The following is an 18,301-nucleotide window of genomic DNA, read 5'->3' as shown; positions in this document are numbered from 1 at the left end:
GGGCAGGCGAGCGGAATACACCCTCCACGGGTCGCCGGCAAAATTTCCGCTACAGGTCGCTACAGGTCCCCTGAAACACTGGGGTAGAACGCCCGCACACATCGGAATTCGGTTGGCTGCCTGCCCGTTCTCCGCGTCAATTCATCTGGCCAGGCAATTGCCTGAGGGCGAGTGTCGTACTTCGCCCGAGCCACTCAACACTATGACCTCTCTCGTCCAACCGGTGCGCATCTTCGTCGACCCCTTCGAGGGAACCCGCACCGCCGTCGAGGCCCGCCGCTGGGTGTGGCCTCTCCTGATTCTCGCTCTCTGTGTGTCCGCCTCCGGGACGCTCTATTCCCTCCGCTGGGACGCCTCGCCCGACGTCATCCGCGAGCTGCAGGCCTCTGGCGAGCTGGCCGGCGTCTCCGAGGCCGACCTCACGGAGAAGATCCAGGTCGCCTCGCGCAAGGCGCTCGTGGGGGGCATCGCCAAGGGCGTCTTCCTCATGCCGATGCTGGCGCTGGTGCTGGCCTGCGTGCTGTGGGTGGTGGGCTGGCTGTTCGACCGGCCCGCGCCCTTCGAGCGGCTGATGTCCGCGGCGGCGCTCGCGCTGCTGCCCATCGCCCTGTACCACCTCATCTTCACCGTCTGCGCCGCGGCGCAGCACTCCCTCACGGCCTCGCGCGCGCTGCAGCTCGTGCCCTCCCACCTGGGCCTGCTGCTCGACGGGCTGAGCCCGAAGATGCAGCGGGTGGCGAGCGCGGTGGACTTCTTCAACCTGTGGAGCGTGGGCCTGCTGGGCCTGGGCTTCTCCGCCGCCACGGAGATGAGCCGCGGCCGCGCGCTGCTGCTCGCCCTGGCGCTGTACGCCATGTTCGCGGGCGTGTTGATGATTGGCCTTCCGGGGATGGGAGGTGGCCGGTGAACGCGCTCCTCGTCGCCGCGCTGCTGACCGCCACGCCGGAGTCCGGCACCCCCATCTCCCTCCAGGAGGCCCGCGTCCAGGGCCGCCAGAACACGAACGCGCTCCAGGCCCTGCTGGACGTGGACGTCGCCGAGGAGGACGTGCGCGTGTCGCGCTCGGTGCTGCTGCCCCAGCTGTCGTTCGGCGCCTCCGCGGGCAAGACGTGGTACGGCCGCCGCCGGAGCATCACCACCGCGCAGGACCCGAACAACCCCGGCGACTTCCTCATCTTCGAGGTGGAGACGCCCTCCACCAATACGGAGAACTACGACCTGGGGTTGACCCTCAATCAGATCCTCTACGACCGGGCGCGCTTCAAGCAGCTGGAGCAGAGCGGCGTGCTGCGGGACGCGTCGAAGAGCCAGGCGGTGGAGGAGGCCGACACCTCCGAGCTGGAGGCCATCCGCCGCTTCTTCGTGCTGTACCGCACGCAGGCCACCCTCCAGGTGCTGGAGGCCACCGTCAAGCGCAGCGAGGAGCAGCTCGAGCGCGCCCGCGCCCTCTTCACCGCGGGCCGCGTGGGCAAGAACGAGGAAATCACCGCGCTCGTCAACCTGGGCAATGACCGCATCACCTTCACGGAGACGCTGGCGCAGCTGGTGTCGGACCAGACGCAGCTGGCCATCTGGCTGGCGCGGCCCGGGAGCGAGCCGCTGATGGCGGTGGACCCGGGGGGGCTCACCCTGGAGCCCACGCCGGCCCCCTCCATGGACACCGCCCTCAACGAGGCCCGCGAGCGCCGGCCCCTGCTGGCGGCGCTCCAGGGCCAGGTGCGCTCCGCGGAGCTGCAGCGCTCCATTGCCCGCGCGGACTACATCCCCCGGCTGACGGCGCAGGGGAGCTACTCGCGCCAGGGGCCGACCGCCGAGACTGTCTTCACCGAGCCGCGCCTGCAGAACACCTTCACCGCGGGCGTCAACCTCACCTGGGACCTCTTCAATGGCCTGGCCACCGGCGCCCAGACGCGGCGCGCCGAGGCCGGCATCCGCCGGGCCCAGCTGGTGTTGCAGCAGGCGGGTCGGGAAATCGAGGCGGACGTGCGCCTCTCGCACCGTACGCTGGAGGCCCAGCTGGAGGCCGCTCGCCTGTCCGCCGAAAACCGTGAGGCCGCCATCCAGGGACTCCGGCTGGCGGAGGAGCGCTTCCGCGCCGGCGCGGGCTCCACCCTGGAGGTCCGCGACGCGCAGCTCAGCCTGACGCAGGCGGAGCTCAGCTTGCTGGAAAACAGGATTGATGTCGAAATCGCCCGTTTCACACTGATGCGGGCCATGGGCGCCCTGAGCCCAGGAGAGACGAAATGAAGTGGTGGAAGGGTGCCATTGCCGGTGTGCTGTTCCTGGGTGCGGCGGCCATCACCGCTGGCGGACTCAAGGAGCGGCCGCCGCCGTCCCTCGAGGTCCAGGTTGCCAAGGCTCGCAAGGGCACGATTACCCGCACCATCACCGGTGCGGGCAAGGTGCAGGCGGCCACCACCGTGAAGATCTCCTCCAGCCTCTCCGGAGACCTGGTGGAGCTGCTGGTGAAGGACGGCGAGCCGGTGAAGAAGGGGCAGGTGCTGGGCCGCATCGACAAGCGCCTGTACGAGGCCGCGATGAAGCAGGCGCAGGCGTCGCAGAACGCCTCGCGCGCGGACACGCAGGTGGCGGAGGTGGAGGCGGTGCGCTCGGCGCAGGAGCTGGCGCGCGTGGAGGAGCTGTTGAAGAAGGGGCTGGCCTCCGACGCCGAGGTGGAGCAGGCGCGCGCGGCGAAGAACACCGCGGACGCGCGGGTGGCGTCGGCCAAGCAGATGCTGGCGCGCAACGTGGCCTTCGTGGACCAGGCGCAGACGGACCTGGCCAGGACGACGCTCCAGTCGCCCATCGACGGCAACGTCATCGAGCTGTCGCGCGAGGTGGGTGAGCGCGTGCGTGGCTCGGACCTGGCCGAGGACGTGGTGATGACCATCGCCGCGCTCAGCGCCATGGAGGTGAAGTTCGAGGTGGGCGAGCACGAGGTGGTGCACCTCAAGGCGGGTCAGCCCGCCGAGGTGACGCTGGACGCGCTGGAGGGCCAGACGTTCAGCGGCTCGGTGGTGGAGATTGCCCAGAAGGCGCTCATCAAGAACCCGGGCACCGAGGCGGAGGTGACGAGCTTCCCCGTCACCGTGGCGCTCGACACGCGGCCTCCGGGCGTGCTGCCCGGCATGAGCGCCGAGGCGCGCATCTCCGCGGAGACGCGCAACGACGTGGTGCTGGTGCCCATCCAGGCGGTGACGGTGCGCTCCGCGCGCACGCTGCCGGGCTTCGAGGCCCCGGCCGAGGGCGGCACGCTGTCGGCCAAGCGCACCGAGTCCCTGGCCAAGGTGGTGTTCGTGGTGGACGCGGACAACAAGGCGCGGGTGCAGCCGGTGACGACGGGCATCGCCTCCGACACGGAGCTGGAGATCCTCACCGGCATCAAGGACGGGGACCGCGTGGTGGAGGGCCCGTACCGCACGCTGTCCAAGGAGCTGAACAACGGGGACGCGGTGCGCGAGCCCGAGCCGGGCGCGGGCCCCGGCGGCATGAAGGGTGGGCGGAAGTCGTGAGTGACGGCAGCGGCGCGGGGCAGCTCATCCAGGTGGAGAACCTCACCCGCGTCTTCCACGTGGGCGGCGAGGAGGTGCGCGCGCTGCGCGGCGTCTCCTTCGGCATCAGCCGCGGGGAGTGGGTGGCCATCATCGGCCAGTCGGGCTCCGGCAAGAGCACGATGATGAACGTGCTGGGCTGCCTCGACACGCCCACCAGCGGTCGCTACATGCTGAACGGCAAGGACGTGTCGCGCATGAGCGACGACGAGCTGGCCGTCATCCGCAACGTGGAGATCGGCTTCATCTTCCAGACGTTCCAGCTGCTGCCGCGCGAGACGGCGCTGGCCAACGTGGAGCTGCCGCTGGTGTACCGGGGCATGCCGGCGCGCGAGCGCCGCGAGCGGGCGAGGGCGGCGCTGGACAAGGTGCAGCTCACGCCCCGCATCCATCACAAGCCCAACGAGCTGTCCGGCGGCCAGCGGCAGCGCGTGGCCATTGCCCGCGCGCTGGTGTCCGAGCCATCCATGCTGCTGGCGGACGAGCCCACGGGCAACCTGGACTCCGCCACGGGCGAGGAAATCGTCCGGCTGTTCGAGCAGCTCCACCAGGCGGGCCACACGCTGGTGCTCGTCACGCACGAGCCCAAGCTGGCGGCGCGCTGCCCCCGGGCCATCCGCCTGAGCGACGGAGAGATTGTCGCGGACGGCACCGGCCGCGAGGTGGCGCTGGGCACGGCCACGACGGTATTGGCGGCGGGGGGCACATGAGTCTGCCGTTGGGCTTCCGGGTGGATGTGCTGGAGGGCGCTCGCATCGCCCTCTTCTCATTGAAGGCCAACCGCCTGCGCACGGTGCTGACCACGCTGGGCATCGGCATCGGCGTGGCCACGCTGTTGGCCATCGTCGGCATCATCCAGGGACTCAACACGTCCTTCCACCGGCAGCTCTCCACGTTCGGCGCCAACACGCTCTACGTGTCCAAGTGGCCGTGGATGATGAAGGGCGACTGGTGGATGTACCGGAACCGGAAGAACTTCACGCTGGACCAGGTGGACCGGCTGCGGACGCTGGCGCCCTTCCTGTCCGCCATCTCCCCGTCGGTGCAGCGCGCGGCGGACGTGGCGCACGGCGGCGAGCAGATGTCCACCGTGCGCATCCAGGGCGTGATGCAGGAGTACCTGACCATCTCCGGGTACGAAGTCACCGGCGGACGCTTCCTCACCGAGGCGGACGAAGAGGTGACGCGGCCGGTGGCGGTGATTGGCGCGGACGTGGCGGACGCGCTCTTCGCGGGCATCAGCCCGCTGGGGCGCTCCATCCGAATCGACAACCGCACCTTCCAGGTGGTGGGCACGCTCAGCCGCAAGGGGAAGATCGTCAACGAGAGCATGGACCTCGTGGTCTTCATCCCCTTCAAGACGTTCTATTCGAACTTCGGCAAGGGGCGCGGCTTCGAGATTGCCATGGCGGTGGCGGACGCGGCGGACGTGCGGCGGGCGGAGGACCAGCTCGTGGGCATCCTGCGGCGCATCCGGTCCACGCCGCCGGGCGCGCCGGACGACTTCTCCATCAACAAGTCGGAGGCCTTTGCCCAGACGTACGAGCAGCTCACCGGCGCGCTCTACGGGGTGGCGCTGGGGGTGGGGCTCATCACCCTGCTGGTGGGTGGCATCGGCATCATGAACATCATGCTGGTGTCCGTGCGCGAGCGGACGCGCGAGATTGGCGTGCGGCGCGCGCTGGGCGCCCGCAAGCGCACCATCGTCTTCCAGTTCCTCATGGAGGCGGCGAGCGTGTCCGCGGTGGGAGGCCTGCTGGGAACCACGGTGGGGCTGGGCACGGCGAAGGTTGTTTCCCTCATCACCCCACTGGCGGCGGACGTGCAGCCGGGCACGGTGATAGGCGGGGTGGCGTTCGCCGCGCTGGTGGGCCTGTTGTTCGGCATCTGGCCGGCGGCCCGCGCGGCCAACCTGGACCCCGTGGAAGCCCTCCGGTACGAGTAACGCGATGCGAGCCTTCCTCGACAACCTGCGGCTGGCCCTGGGCACCTTCCTGGGCAACCCGCTGCGCTCGCTGCTGACGCTGCTGGGCATCGTCATCGGCGTGGCGACGGTCATCACCATGATGGGGCTCATCGAGGGCCTCCGCATGAAGGTGAACAAGGACCTGGGCCGGATGGGGGCCCACACCTTCCAGGTGACGAAGTGGCCCGCGGGCGGGTTCGGCCGCATCAACTGGGCGAAGTACGCCAAGCGGCCGGACATCGGGATGGACGACGTGCACGCCATCATGGAGTCCTGTCCCTCGGTGGGCGTGGTGGCCCCCACGGACGATGACGGCGGGCAGAAGGTGGCCACGGCCACCGCGGAGACGCGGCCGTCGGTGCGCGTCTTCGGCACGCAGACGAACTACATGGTGACCAGCGGCCTGACGGTGCAGTCCGGGCGCTTCTTCAACGAGGTGGAGGCGCTGGACGGCCGGAGCGTGGTGGTGCTGGGCACGGACGTGGCGGACGTGCTCTTCCCCGGCATGGACCCGGTGGGCCACGAGGTGCGAATCAAAGGCCGCCCCTTCCGCGTGATTGGCGTGCTGCAGCGGCGGGGGAGCATGCTGGGCATGTTCAGCCTGGACAACCAGGTGATGATGCCGCTGCGCATCTTCCAGCAGCTCTACGGGAAGAACCGCTCGCTCGACGTCGACGTGCAGGCGCGTGAGCCGGCGCTGTTCCAGAAGGCGCAGGACGAGGTGGCCACCCTGCTGCGCCGCCGCCGGGGCGTGTCGTCGGACATGCCCAACGACTTCGAGATGCACACCAACGAGTCGGTGACGGCGTCCTTCAACCAGCTCTCCGTCGTCATCACGATTGCCGGCATCGGCGTGTGCCTGCTGTCGCTGGTGGTGGGCGGCATCGGCATCCTCAACATCATGCTGGTGTCGGTGATGGAGCGGACGAAGGAGATTGGCGTGCGCAAGGCGCTGGGCGCCAAGCGCAGGCGCATCCTCGGGCAGTTCGCCACGGAGGCGGTGCTGCTGGCGCTGATGGGCGGCGCGCTGGGCGTGGGCCTGGGCTTCGGCCTGGTGTTCCTCGCGGACTGGGTGCTGCGCTTCCCCATGTTCGTGCCGCCCTGGGCCGTGGCGCTGGCCCTGGCGATGAGCTGCGGGGTGGGGCTGCTGTTCGGCATCTACCCGGCCGCCCGTGCGGCGAAGCTGGACCCCGTGGAAGCGATGCGCGCGGACTGACGGTGCCAGGCGGGTTGCCTCGCTCGCGAGACTCCGCTACGGGGGAGTCCTACGCGACGAGGGACACACGCATGGCGCCACGCATTGGTTCGCTCTGGGACGCGGTGGGGAACACGCCGCTGCTGCGCATCGGCTCGCTGAGCCGGCAGACCGGGTGCGACATCCTCGGGAAGGCCGAGTTCATGAACCCCGGCGGCAGCATCAAGGACCGCGCCGCCAAGGGGATGATTCGCCGCGCCGAGGAGCAGGGGCTGCTGAAGCCGGGCGGCACCATTGTCGAGGGCACCGCCGGCAACACCGGCATCGGCCTGGGCCTGCTGGGCCGCGAGCGCGGCTACCGCGTGGTCGTCACCATGCCGGACAACCAGGCCCGCGAGAAGTACGAGTACCTGGAGGCGATGGGCGTGGAGGTCCGCAAGGTGCCCGCCGTGCCCTTCGCCAACCCGGGCCACTTCTTCCACCAGGCCCGCGTGCTGTCCGAGCAGCACGGCTGGTTCTGGGCCAACCAGTTCGAGAACCCGGCCAACGGCGACTTCCACTACGAGACGACGGGGCCGGAAATCTGGGAGCAGTGCGAGGGGCGCGTGGACGTGCTCGTCGCTTCGGTGGGCAGCGGCGGGACGATGTCCGGCGTGAGCCGCTTCCTGAAGGAGAAGAACCCGGCCCTGCGCGTGGTGCTGGTGGACCCGCCGGGCTCGGGCCTCTACTGCTTCGTGCGCGAGGGGAAGCTGGAGTGCTCCGGCTCCTCCATCACCGAGGGCATCGGCATCATGCGCCTCACCGAGAACTTCCGGCGCGCCCGCGTGGACGAGGCCGTGCGCCTGGATGACCAGGACATGCTGGAGATGCTCTACCACCTGTCCCGCGAGGACGCGCTCGTGGTGGGCACCTCGGCCGCCATCAACGTGCGGGCCGCGTGGGAGCTGGCCCGCCGCCACCAGGGAGAGGGGCTCCGCATCGTCACCTTCCTGTGCGACCACGGCAGCCGCTACGCCTCGAAGGTGTTCAACGCGGAGTTCCTGGCTTCCAAGCAGCTCGAGGTGAAGCCGCTGCCGGTGGGCTGAGCCTCCTCAGGCGTAGTACGTGGGGGCCAGGTCGAGGATGCGCTGCTCGGCCACGGGCGACAGCGAGCGCACGCGGGAGAGGAAGAGGGGGGCCTTCATCCCCATGCCGATGAAGGTCCACACGTACGAGCGCTCCTGGGCGTCGAAGATTTCCTTCCGCTCGGCCTCGGTGAACGTCCGTCCCAGAGACTTCTCCAGGGTCTGGATGTCCAGCTCGAGCTGGGCGATGAGGGTGCCCCGGACCGCGGCGAGCAGCTCGGTGTACTCGGTCATGGCCTGCTCCAGCGCGGCCGCGGCGTCCGGCGCTTGGGAGAGGACCTTCTGCGCCTCCAGGTAGTCGAGGCGCGCGTGCTGCGTCTCCTCCAGCCAGTGGTGCTTGAGGATGCTGCAGAACAGCGGGTCCAGCTGCTCGTCGCCATTGTCACGGATGGTCTCCACGTAGTGCTGCTGGGTCATCAGCTCCATGTGCAGGTTGAAGATGAGGATGGCGAGCTGGGACTTCGTCAGGATGGCCCGGGCCACCTGGACGTGATTGTCGAGGAGGGCGGGCGCCAGCTTGAACCCCTCCGCGAACAGGTTGTTGTAGCGGGCGAAGAGCTGCTGGTGCTTGATCTCCTCCTCCGTGAAGCGGATGAGGGCGCGCATCTGCGTCGGGTTCGAGTGGAGCTCAAGGCCGGCCCGCTGCGACATCAGGGCGACGACGTACTCCTCCAGGAACAAGAATAGATGCGCGTAGCTGTTGGTGCGGATGTGGTTGAGCTTCAACTGCTCGGCTTCCGTCAGACAGCGGATGCCCCCGGTGCCAGTCAAGGCGTCCGGGAGGATGCGCCGGCTGAAGTCAATCACCGCGTTCCGGGGCAGGACCTCGTCGATGCGCCACGCGACACGCTCCGAGTTCTGCACGCACGATTGATATTCCGAGTCTTGGTTGAGCATGCCCGCAGCGGAACAGGCTTCTTCCTCCACCGTCAAGCCACACACATAGACGGGTGGCGGCTGCAATCGCGTAGCGGCAACTTTTCACCGGAGCCGGGCACAGGACGCTGCCCGGCCGGTGACAGGCTTCAAGGCCGGTGTCAGTCTTCTCGCAGCACGGTAAGGCCTGAGTCAGTCAGGACATACAGCATGGCCGGAGCAACGGTGGGGTCGTACACGAGCTGGAGCACCTTCGCGCCCTTCACCGCGTCGACGCGGGTGAGCGTCTCGCCGTCCTCCTCGACGCGCCACAGGCCCTCGCCGTCGGTGCCCACGTAGACGATTCCGCCGTCGGTGGCCGCCATGGCCGACACGTTGTCGGAGGGCAGGGCGTTGACGCGGCTGTACGTCGCGCTGGAGCGGTCCTTCACGTCCATGCGCCACAGGCCGAAGTCGCGGCTGCCCACCCAGGTGACGCCCCGCTTCGTGCGGGCGACGGCGCGCCAGTGGTCGAAGGCCTCCAGGCTGTTGAGCTGCGCGTTGTGGCCCTTGTAGCGCCAGGGCACCGGGCCCTCCCAGGTGCGCTCCTTGTCGAAGTCCTCCAGCACGCCATTCGGTTCGAGGATGCCCACCAGCCAGTCGTTGGCCACCAGCACCTCACCGTCGGGGCCGATGCCGAGCCCCCAGTTGAAGCCCGCCTGGAGCGACTGGTCCACGCTGCCATCCTGCCGCTGCGTCTCGCGATACCAGGCCGCGTGGCGATGGCTGTTGTACGTGAGGCCCCGCACCAGTGACACGCCATGGTTGGTGCCAAGGTAGACATCGCCCCTGTCTCGCCCGCGCATCACCCGCTGGCAGGTGAGGACGGAGCGGTCCTCGTCGTAGTGGAAGTCATTGGTGTTGCGCGGGCCGAGCTGCCGGCTGCCGCCCGACACGCCCGCGCTGCGCCACAGGTGCTCCTCCAGCACCACCGTGCCGTCGGACTCCACCCGCACCGCGTCCAGGTCTCCCTTCTGGTACTCCGCGAAGCGCTCGGCGGTGTAGTGCGGCTCGCCGGGCGCGGGGATGTACGCGTGGGGCTTGTCGGGAATCTCCGGCTGCAATTCATACGTGTGGTAGCCCACGTACGCGCGGCCCGCCTCGCCTCCGCAGATGACGGTGGAGCCGAGCGCCTTCTTGTCCCGCCCGAAGCCATCCGCCGCCTGGCCCACGCCACGCGTCCAGGTGGGCTTCGTGTCTCCAGGCCGCAGCACGCCAATCTCCGCGCCCCGGAGCAGCCAGAGGTTGTGCCCCTCGTCGACGCCCACGCTTCGCACTCCGGAGCCCAGGCCAAACGCCGCCGTATAGTCCTTCACCGCGTCCGTGGGCCACGGGCCGGGGCCGCTCGGTGCATCCGCGTCGTCCGTGTCCGAGGACTCACCGCATGCGCCCAGCAGCACCGCCATGCCCACCACCACCGCCCATCGCCACCCGCCGCGCATCCACTCTCCTGGCTGTTCGCTGCTGCCGGATAGCCAGCAAGTCGCGTGCCCGGTGGGGATGGGAAAATCCCTTCCCACGGTGGCGAATCCGGCTCCGCGCCTACCTGGGTGTACCGCCCATTGCGCCGTGCGCCTCGTCGGCCTCGGGCACGAGCCACCGCACTCCCAGCAGACCGCAGTCGCGGACCAGCAGTTCCACCAGCGGGCCGTAGTTCTCCTCCACCCACTGGCGGAAGTAGACGTCGGGCACGGAGAGGATCAGCCTCCCGTCCTCCACGTCCACCGCCCGGGCCTTCTGGAGCCACAGGAGGGCGTAGCGCTTGCCCTGCTCGTGGAGCCGGGTGAGGCACCGCTGCCAGGCGCGACCGGCCGGGCTGGACACGTCCACGGAGGGGAGCTCGGTGGGCTCGGCGGCGTCCGGTTGCTCATGCGGGACGTAGCGCACCCAGACCTTGGGGGAGCAGAAGGCGACGGATGTTCCCACCGGCTGGCGTGAGCGGCCCCAGTCGGAGTGGAGGTAGCCGCGGCAGGCCGTCAGCAGGCGGCTTTCGTCGCCGCCCACCCGGGCCAGGGCGTGGCGGTACCAGTCCGCCCACGACGCGGGCATGTCCTCGCGGGGCACGCCCCGGAAGGTCCGGGCGCGCTCATGCTGGAAGGTCTCGAAGAAGGCCTCCGCCTGGGCCTGGGGGACGCGGGGTGGGGCGGCGTCCGGCTCGGGCGCCTCGGCGTGGCGTCGCTCCTCGGGCGACAGGGACACGGGGACGAGGTGGGTGCCGGGAAGGGCGAGCTGCACGGGGTCGCTGTCCTCGGACAGCACCTCGTCCGGAGGCGGCGGAACGGGGGCGAGATGTCCCGGGGACACCAGGACCTCCATCGCCACTGCTGCAGCAGAAGAACTCTTCTTCTCCGTCTCCTTCTCCCTCTTCCTTCTAGCGGGGGATGTCCCTGGCGCGTCCGCCGGACGTCCGCCGGACGCCGCCGCGGCCTTGTTGGCGCGCTCCCTTCGCTTTCGCTCGGCCTCTTTCTTCCTCTTTTCGAGGACCTGCACGTAGCGGTCGCACAGGGTGAGCCGGACGCTGTCGCCTTCGCGGACGAGGATGCCGGTGCGAAGCAGCGCGGCCCAGAAGGCACCGGGAGCGCCAGTCCAGCGGACGGCACCCTCGACCGCCTCGCACCAGATGGCCTCGTCCAGGGACGCGTCCTCCGGACGTCCGCCGGACGCGGCCGCGGACACGGAGAAGGGCTCGAAACGCCCGGAGGGGAGGGCCTGCACGGCCCAGATCTGCAGCTCCACGATGGCGCCCAGGAAGGCCCGACGCTCCATGCCCAGCGAGCGCGCGGCGCCCACCACGGCGAGGCTCATGGGAAAGCCGACGTCCACCTGAACCCAGTCCAACCCGCCCACGATTCACTGCCTCCCAAGGACCCGCGCTCGAAGCGTCAGGCCCCCTGCGTCCGTCCGGTGTTCGTCGGTGTCCACGTCCCTGATCCCGATGCGCGGGACACCCCGGCGCGCACCTGCCATGCCTGTCTGCCTACCCTGTCACACACTCCTGGATGGGGAGTGCGCCGCGCTCGTGAGCTGATCGCGACGCACCACTACGACAGAGACGCGTAGGTGATCCAGACCCGTGCGATCTGCTTTTTCGTGCGCGGATCAGCGGCCTTCGATCTGCTCCCGAATACCACCTGGAGGTGATCATGCGCTCGGGTGAGGTCTTCTCCGTCGATGTGTGGATCCGCCGGGTCTGGCGCGCCGTGCGCGGGCCTGCACGATTTCTGCACAATCATTCCTCATGAAGCGCACGAGCCGGTCATCCGGGTTGCACACCGGGGCTCCATCCTGCGCTCATGAACGCTCCGCCCCTTCCTCCCCGCCCTCCGCGCACGTCTGACGGGCCCGTTCGCCGGGCCCTGCGGTGGCTGGTCGCGCACCACGTCTTCGGCAGCCTCCTCATCGTCGTGTTCGCCACGGCCGTCATCGCCGGACAGGTGGCGGACCGGACGGACTTCGCCAACTCCGAGCTGGCCGCCGGGGTGGAGGACCGCTGGGGCGCGCCCGTCACCCAGCCCGCACCGTCGCTGCGCTACGTGCACAGCGGCACCATCTTCACCGAGCTGAAGCCGCTGGCCTTCGACCGGCAGCACGTCCAGGTGAAGGCGCAGATGAACTACCGCAAGCGCGGCCTGCGCTACTTCTCCGGCTTCGACTTCACGCTCGACGCCGACTACGCGGTGGTCAACCGCGAGGGCCGCGACATCGACGTGGCGTTCATCTTCCCCATCGAGATGGACAAGTCCCAGGTGCTCCTCTCCGAGCTCCAGTTCCTCGTGGACGGCAAGGAGTCCAGCCTGGACCTGGGCGAGTCCGGCAACCGGCTGGTGTGGACGGGCCGCATCGCCAAGGACGCCACGTCGCGCTTCTCCATCCGCTACCGCGCCCGGGGCCTGAACTCCTTCGTCTACAAGCTGGACCCGGCGCTGCCCGCCCGCGACGTGCGCGTCCACTTCGCCGTGGCGGGAGGGGAGAACTACGACTACCCGGCCGGGGTGCTGTCGGCGTCCTCCGTGCAGACCGAGAGCGACGCCGTGACGCTGGACTGGGCCTTCCAGTCGCTGGAGTCCGGCGTGAGCCTGGGCGTCATCCTCCCGTCGGAGAAGACGTTCGACGCGATGGTGTCCCTCATGGCGGGCCGCGCGTGGGTGCCGTTCGTCGCGCTGCTGGCCATGCTCGCCGCGCTGAGCCTGCGCCACCGCCGGCCCATGGCGCTCCATGAGACGTACCTCCTGGCAGCCGTCTACGGCTTCTTCTTCGTGCTGCTGTCGTACCTGGCCGCCTTCATGAACTTCTACGCCGCCTACGCCATCTCCGCCGTGGGCCTGGGCGCGGCGGTGGTGGCCTATGCGCGGTGGCTCTTCCCCAAGGAGCGCGCCGCCGTGCTCGCCGGCCTCTGGGGTGCGACGCTGGTGGTGCCCACCGGCGCCGTCATCCTCGAGGGCTACACCGGCCTCATCTACACGCTGGAGATCCTCGCGGCGCTGCTCGGCCTGATGGTCCTCTCCACCCGCGCCAGCGTGCGCGCCTTCCTCTCGGATTTGTCGCAGCCTGGTGAGCCGCCTCGCGCCGCCGCTGTGGCCGCTGTTCCCGCCACCCCCGTTACCCCGGAAGCGAGCTGATTCCGCCATGTGGACCTTTCCTCTCGTCGTCGGACTCCTGCTGACCACGGCCGATGCATCGGCCTCCACGGCGCCTTCCGCCTCGGTTCCCGCGGGCACCGCCACCGTGCCGCTGGAGCAGCTCATCCCCCTCTACGCCCAGCGCGAGTCTCCGCCGCCCGCGCCCCCGCCCACGGAGGCGCTGGTGAAGAGCCAGCTCAAGGGCCGCCTGTCGGCGGACACCCTCTTCGTGGACGGTCAGTTCGACGTGGAGGTGCTCGCGGACGGGCGCTGGACGCAGGTGCGCCTGCTCCAGCTCGAAGCGGACACGTACCCCAGCGCGCTGCCCACGCTCGAGGAGGGCACGGTGGGCGTCGTGGACGGCTACCTCTGCCTCCTCACGCGGAAGTCCGGCCGCTATGTCTTCGAGGTGAGCCTCGCCGTGCGCTCGGCGGGGGCGGGGCCGGAGCGCCGCGTGCAGCTCCGCTTCGGGCCGCGCGTGTCGCCGGTGCCGCTGGTGCTGGAGGCGGACACCTCCGTCTTCACGCTGCTGGAGCCGCTGCCCGAGTCCGGGAGCGAGTCGTATGCCGTCTACCCGGTGCAGGGCGCCCTGCGCGTCGGCTGGCGCCCGGCCGTGGCGCAGGTGGCGCAGAGCGCGAAGCAGCAGGTCCGCCCGCCGCTGGAGCCCCGCATCACCGAGGCCACCGCGTCCTGGGTGTCCACGCTGGAAGGCCGCGCCACCCTGCGCGTGAGCTACGCGCTGAGCCTGGACCGCGAGCAGCCGCTGGAGCTGGAGCTGCCGGAGGGCCACCGGCTGGAGCGCATCACCGTCAACTCCATCCCCGTGCCCGTGGAGACGCAGGAGGGCACGCTGAAGCTGAAGGCCGCGCCCGCGCGGCTGGGGGAGACGAGCGGCACGCTGGAGGTGGTGCTGGCGCGCGAGCTGGGCGTCTTCCACCTCTCCGGTCGGCTGACGCTGGCGCTGCCTCGCGTGTCGTGGCCCGTGGCCGAGCTGCGCGCCCGCGCGCACTTCCCCGCGGTGTTCAACTACCGCCGCGAGGGTGGCAGCCTGGAGCAGGTGGAGACCGCGGCGGCGGCGGACGCGGCCTCCGCGGGCCTGCCGGGCAAGGAGCTGAACTTCCGCCAGTACCTGGTGGCCGCCTCGGCGCCCACGTTGGAGCTGGGCTACTCGGTGGACATCTCCAACAGCTACTTCCGCTGAAGCGAGTCCACGGGCGCCGCCACCAGGGCGAAGGCGGCGCCCGGGGCCGGGGCCCCTGTCGCGGGCAGCAGCTCCAGCCCGGCGCCGAAGGCCCGCAGCATGGACTGGGAGATGGTGAGTCCCAGTCCGGTGCCACCCCGCTCGCGCGCGGTGGTGAAGAAGGCGTCGAAGATGCGCGCCCGGTTGGCCTCGGAGATGCCGCGCCCGTTGTCCCGCACCACCACGCGCACCGGGCCAGCGCCGTCCGCCTCCACCGCCAGGTCCACGCGCACGCCCTCACCGCCGTGCTGGCGCGCGTTGGTGACGAGCTGCCAGAGCACGTCGTCCAGCACCTCCGCCGGTAGCGGCAGCTTCAGCCCGACGGGCACCGGCGCCACGTGCACCTCCGTCATGCCCTCCGCGCGGGCGCGGGCGGCGAGCGACTCCAGCAGCGGGCCCAGCTCCGACTGCGCGGGCGTGGCTGTCATCGAGTCCGCGCGCGCCAGCTCCAGCAGCCGCTGCACCAGTCGCGTGAGGCGCCGCGCATCCGCGTCGACGTTGGCGAGGAAGCGCGCCCGCTGCTCCGGCGACATGACGTCCGCGCTGTCCCGCAGCAGCTCCACCGCGCCCTGGATGGAGGCCAGCGGGGTCTTGAACTCGTGCGACACGTTGGCCGCGAACGAGCGGATGTACTGGTTCCTGTCGCGCAGCGCGGTGGCCATGCCCGCGAGCGCCTCGGACAGCTCGGCCAGCTCCGCGACGATGGGGCGCGCCATCGGCTCGAAGCCCGAGGGCGCGCTCGCGGCGATGGCGCGCGTCTGCTTCACCAGCGCCCGCACCGGACGGCCCACCAGCGCGCCCGCGGCCAGCGACATCAGCGCCACCGCCGCCATCAGCACCAGGCCGGTGGCCGTCAGGTTCCACCGGTCCGCGTAGATGGCCTTGGCGAACGTCATCGGCGTGCGCGCCAGCACCACCGCGCCCCAGACGCGGTCCTCCGCCAGCACGGGGATGGCCACCGAGACGCGGATGCCCGTGTCCCGGCTGAGCGAAGCCATGGGCGTGTCCTCGGGCTCGGCGTAGCGGCGGCGCAGCACGCTGGTGGGCTCGCCGCGCAGGGCCCGCTGTACCTCCACGCGGTTCGCCAGCGAAGTGCCGAGCAGGCCCGGGCTGCTGCTGCCCACCACCACGCCCTCGGTGTCCACCACGCGGATGCCGGCCAGGGTGGTGGCCCGCACCTGTTCGAGCAGCGGGCCCATCTTCGCGCCGGCCTCCCGGGCATGGGGCTCCGCGGGCACGCGCGAGGCGGCCGGCGCCTCGTCGGGTGGCAACGACACGTCCGACGCCTTGAGCGAAGGGAGGATGGGCTTGAGCCGCTTGTCGTCGGGGACGGGGAAGGGCCAGCGGGCGATGCGCTCCCGGCCGTAGTCCTGGACGCCCACCGCGTCGCGCAGCCGCTCACGGTAGACGCCGGCCACCACCGCGCCCTGGGCGATGAGCTCCGACTCCGTCTGCCGGATGAGCTGGTCGTCATAGACGCGCACGAAGGACAGGCCCGCGAGCGTGAGCACGAAGCCCGCCACGCCCACCGCGGCGAAGACCATCCACAGGCGCGGTCGCGCCCGGTGGCTAGGGGAGGGCGAGCCGATAGCCAAGGCCATGCACCGTCTCGATGACTTCTCCGCCAGCAACGGCGAACTTCTGCCGCACCCGGCGCACGTGGCTGTCGATGGTGCGGTCGCTCACCACCACATCGTCATAGACGCGCGTCATCAATTCGTCGCGCGTGAACACCTTTCCGGGCACCCGCAGCAGCGTGGCGAGCAGCTGGAACTCGGTGACGGTGAGCACCACCTCGCGCTCGCTCCACCACGCTCGCCAGCGCTCGGCGTCCATGCGCAGCGGGCCGCGCTCCTGCATCCGGGACGCGGGCGGGCCAGGCTCCGGCGGAGCGGTGGGGGAGGGGCGGGCGCGTCGCAGCACCGCCTTCACGCGCGCCACCAGCTCGCGCGGGCTGAAGGGCTTGGTGAGGTAGTCGTCGCCCCCCAGCTCCAGGCCGAGGATGCGGTCCACCTCGTCATCGCGCGACGAGAGGAAGACGATGGGCAGCTCGTGCTTGCGCCGGACCTCGCGGCACACGGCCAGCCCGTCCAGCTCCGGCATCATGATGTCCAGGACGATGAGCGCGGGAACGGCGCGCTCCACCCGTGCGAGCGCGGCGCGGCCGTCCGCGGCCTCGTCCACGTGGAAGCCGCCCTGCTCCAGCGCGAAGCGGACGATTTCCCGCAGGTGCGGATCATCATCGACGACCAGGACGGTGGGACGTTCAGCCACGGAGTCTCGGAGGAGGTGAGGGTGGGGCGGGCGGAGTCTACACCCACCGCGCAACCACTACCTTTGGGGCGCGCTGTGCCTGCCCCGGGGGCTCCTCCGAGCACCCTCGAAAGCGCCCGCTCAGTGAGTGAAGCGGGCGGAAGGGCGGGGCACCTCATCGGGTACCCCGCCGGTGCCTACCACCGCCGGGACCGCCGGCGGGGACGTGGAATCGCCACCGCCGCGGCGAGCAGCAAAATGACTGGAATGAATACGAGCATCGTCTGAGCCATCACCGTCGCCCTCCTTTCAGGAAGTCGCGCACTATGGCGCCCCCCTCTGACGTGCCGTCCGAGGCTTTCCTGAAAACACCGTCAAACGGGGTTGTGACATTCGGGGGCGATGTGGGCCGCCCCCTCCCGTTCGCGGTGGGTACGTCAGCTCTACGACGGTGCCGGCGCCCCATTGCCTGGGGCGTCCTGGCGGGCAGGGCCGGCCCGCTGTCCGGGCCGTGACACCTACAGCAGCTCGCGGGTGATGACCTCGGAGCGCTCCGAGTCGCTCCAGGTCACCTTCCGCGTCTCGCGGCCGTTGAAGTACATGGCCTCCTTGTCGCTGATGAGCTTCCGGATGGTGACGCGGGAGAGGTACTGGCTCTCGTCCAACCCGTGGGTCAGCTCGTAGCGGGGCACATCCGTGGGGGCTTCTCCCAGGCGGACGCGAATCTCGCCCACGGTGTCCACGTAGTCCGCCAGGTACTCCAGCTGCGTCAGCGCCCGCCGCATCACCTTGTCGGCGCGCTTGCTGATGACCTGGTCCCAGAACAGGTAGCCGGCGCCCAACGTGGCCGCGCTGGTGAAGAACATGAAGAAGGTCAGCGCCGGGTCCAGGTACCGGTTGTGGGTGAGGCCCTTGTCGCTCGCGGCCTCGGTGAGGATGTCCTTCATGGACTCCACCGCCGTGCGGTGTGCCATCAGCGTCCACTCGCGCGCGTCCTTCTCCGCGCCGAGCAGCAACCAGCACAGGCCCAGGTGCAGCGCGATGAGGGAGATGCGCGCCTTGTCCCGCTCCATGCCCAGCGCGTCCGTGAAGCTGGCGCGCGCGGCCTTGAGCAGCTCCATCTGGTCGTCGCGCATGCGGTGGGGCTTCAGCGCTGCTTCCAGGTGGATGCGGCCCGCGTGGAAGGGCCCCTCCTGCAGCTGCCGCACGTCCCGGTGAAGTTCGCGCAGCAGCGTGCGCTGCTCCTCCTCCGTGCTCAGGAGCGTCTCCAGCAGCAGCGTCGTGGCCTCGTCCTTCAGCCTGCCGCCCGCGGGCCTGGGCACCGCCATGACGAGGTCATCCCACTTGGCCATGCGCGGACTCCGATGTGCTGTGGCGACCAATGTGCTTGAAACCCCCTGAGGAAGGAGTCTGCCACAACGGACACGCGGACAAGTTT

General features: G+C 70.2%; 15 protein-coding genes. 9 read left to right on the top strand and 6 right to left on the bottom strand.

Going from position 1 to position 18,301, the window contains the following annotated elements; translation table 11 throughout:
- The first annotated feature begins 202 nt into the window (after positions 1-202).
- The 7 genes from G4D85_RS20040 (at position 203) to G4D85_RS20010 (ending at position 7,797) form a co-directional block, all read left to right on the top strand.
- Positions 203-907, top strand: a complete 705-nt coding sequence (locus G4D85_RS20040) for a YIP1 family protein (protein ID WP_205525616.1) — start codon at positions 203-205, stop codon at positions 905-907.
- Positions 904-2,247 carry a TolC family protein gene (locus G4D85_RS20035; protein WP_164014302.1) on the top strand — a complete coding sequence of 448 codons (1,344 nt, stop codon included), beginning with the start codon at positions 904-906 and terminating at the stop codon, positions 2,245-2,247. The genes G4D85_RS20040 and G4D85_RS20035 overlap by 4 nt, the downstream gene beginning before the upstream one ends.
- Positions 2,244-3,512, top strand: a complete 1,269-nt coding sequence (locus G4D85_RS20030; protein WP_164014300.1) for an efflux RND transporter periplasmic adaptor subunit — start codon at positions 2,244-2,246, stop codon at positions 3,510-3,512. Before G4D85_RS20035 ends, G4D85_RS20030 begins: the two co-directional genes overlap by 4 nt.
- Positions 3,509-4,261 (top strand): ABC transporter ATP-binding protein, encoded by a 753-nt coding sequence (locus tag G4D85_RS20025; RefSeq protein WP_164014298.1) that lies wholly within the window; start codon positions 3,509-3,511, stop codon positions 4,259-4,261. Before G4D85_RS20030 ends, G4D85_RS20025 begins: the two co-directional genes overlap by 4 nt.
- Positions 4,258-5,496: an ABC transporter permease gene (locus tag G4D85_RS20020; protein WP_164014296.1), complete on the top strand. Its 1,239-nt coding sequence runs from the start codon at positions 4,258-4,260 to the stop codon at positions 5,494-5,496. The genes G4D85_RS20025 and G4D85_RS20020 overlap by 4 nt, the downstream gene beginning before the upstream one ends.
- 4 nt (positions 5,497-5,500) lie before the next feature.
- Positions 5,501-6,733 (top strand): ABC transporter permease, encoded by a 1,233-nt coding sequence (locus tag G4D85_RS20015; RefSeq protein WP_164014294.1) that lies wholly within the window; start codon positions 5,501-5,503, stop codon positions 6,731-6,733.
- 71 nt (positions 6,734-6,804) lie between these two features.
- The gene (locus G4D85_RS20010) at positions 6,805-7,797 is read left to right on the top strand and encodes a cysteine synthase A (RefSeq protein ID WP_164014292.1); all 993 of its coding nucleotides are present in this window, start codon (positions 6,805-6,807) and stop codon (positions 7,795-7,797) included.
- Positions 7,798-7,803: 6 nt separating this feature from the next.
- On the opposite strand, the gene G4D85_RS20005 is transcribed toward G4D85_RS20010, so the two are convergent.
- The 3 genes from G4D85_RS20005 to G4D85_RS19995 all read right to left on the bottom strand — a co-directional run bounded on the left by G4D85_RS20005 (position 7,804) and on the right by G4D85_RS19995 (position 11,556).
- Positions 7,804-8,700, bottom strand: coding sequence for a diiron oxygenase (locus G4D85_RS20005; RefSeq protein ID WP_240359384.1), 897 nt, complete (start codon positions 8,698-8,700; stop codon positions 7,804-7,806).
- 173 nt (positions 8,701-8,873) lie between these two features.
- Complete coding sequence (locus tag G4D85_RS20000) at positions 8,874-10,193, bottom strand: ligand-binding sensor domain-containing protein (protein ID WP_164014287.1); 1,320 nt, start codon at positions 10,191-10,193, stop codon at positions 8,874-8,876.
- 100 nt (positions 10,194-10,293) lie between these two features.
- On the bottom strand, positions 10,294-11,556 hold the full coding sequence (locus tag G4D85_RS19995) for a DnaA N-terminal domain-containing protein (RefSeq protein WP_164014285.1): 1,263 nt from the start codon (positions 11,554-11,556) through the stop codon (positions 10,294-10,296).
- Positions 11,557-12,044: 488 nt separating this feature from the next.
- On the opposite strand from G4D85_RS19995, the gene G4D85_RS19990 reads away from it, so the two are divergent.
- Positions 12,045-13,370 carry a hypothetical protein gene (locus G4D85_RS19990; protein WP_164014283.1) on the top strand — a complete coding sequence of 442 codons (1,326 nt, stop codon included), beginning with the start codon at positions 12,045-12,047 and terminating at the stop codon, positions 13,368-13,370.
- Between the two features lie 7 nt (positions 13,371-13,377).
- The gene (locus tag G4D85_RS19985; RefSeq protein WP_164014281.1) at positions 13,378-14,571 is read left to right on the top strand and encodes a hypothetical protein; all 1,194 of its coding nucleotides are present in this window, start codon (positions 13,378-13,380) and stop codon (positions 14,569-14,571) included.
- Here the strand turns inward: G4D85_RS19985 and G4D85_RS19980 are convergent.
- The 3 genes from G4D85_RS19980 to G4D85_RS19970 all read right to left on the bottom strand — a co-directional run bounded on the left by G4D85_RS19980 (position 14,559) and on the right by G4D85_RS19970 (position 18,215).
- Complete coding sequence (locus G4D85_RS19980; protein ID WP_164014279.1) at positions 14,559-16,211, bottom strand: sensor histidine kinase; 1,653 nt, start codon at positions 16,209-16,211, stop codon at positions 14,559-14,561. The two genes, G4D85_RS19985 and G4D85_RS19980, sit on opposite strands and share 13 nt — an antisense overlap.
- Positions 16,180-16,884 (bottom strand): response regulator transcription factor, encoded by a 705-nt coding sequence (locus G4D85_RS19975; protein ID WP_164014277.1) that lies wholly within the window; start codon positions 16,882-16,884, stop codon positions 16,180-16,182. The genes G4D85_RS19980 and G4D85_RS19975 overlap by 32 nt, the downstream gene beginning before the upstream one ends.
- 497 nt (positions 16,885-17,381) lie before the next feature.
- Positions 17,382-18,215, bottom strand: a complete 834-nt coding sequence (locus tag G4D85_RS19970; protein ID WP_164014275.1) for a hypothetical protein — start codon at positions 18,213-18,215, stop codon at positions 17,382-17,384.
- Positions 18,216-18,301 lie beyond the last annotated feature (86 nt).

The organism is Pyxidicoccus trucidator (assembly GCF_010894435.1).
Classification (GTDB): Bacteria; Myxococcota; Myxococcia; order Myxococcales; family Myxococcaceae; genus Myxococcus; species Myxococcus trucidator.
The sequence above is the reverse complement of the archived record's forward strand: the minus strand, read 5'-3'. Positions and strand labels throughout refer to the sequence as shown.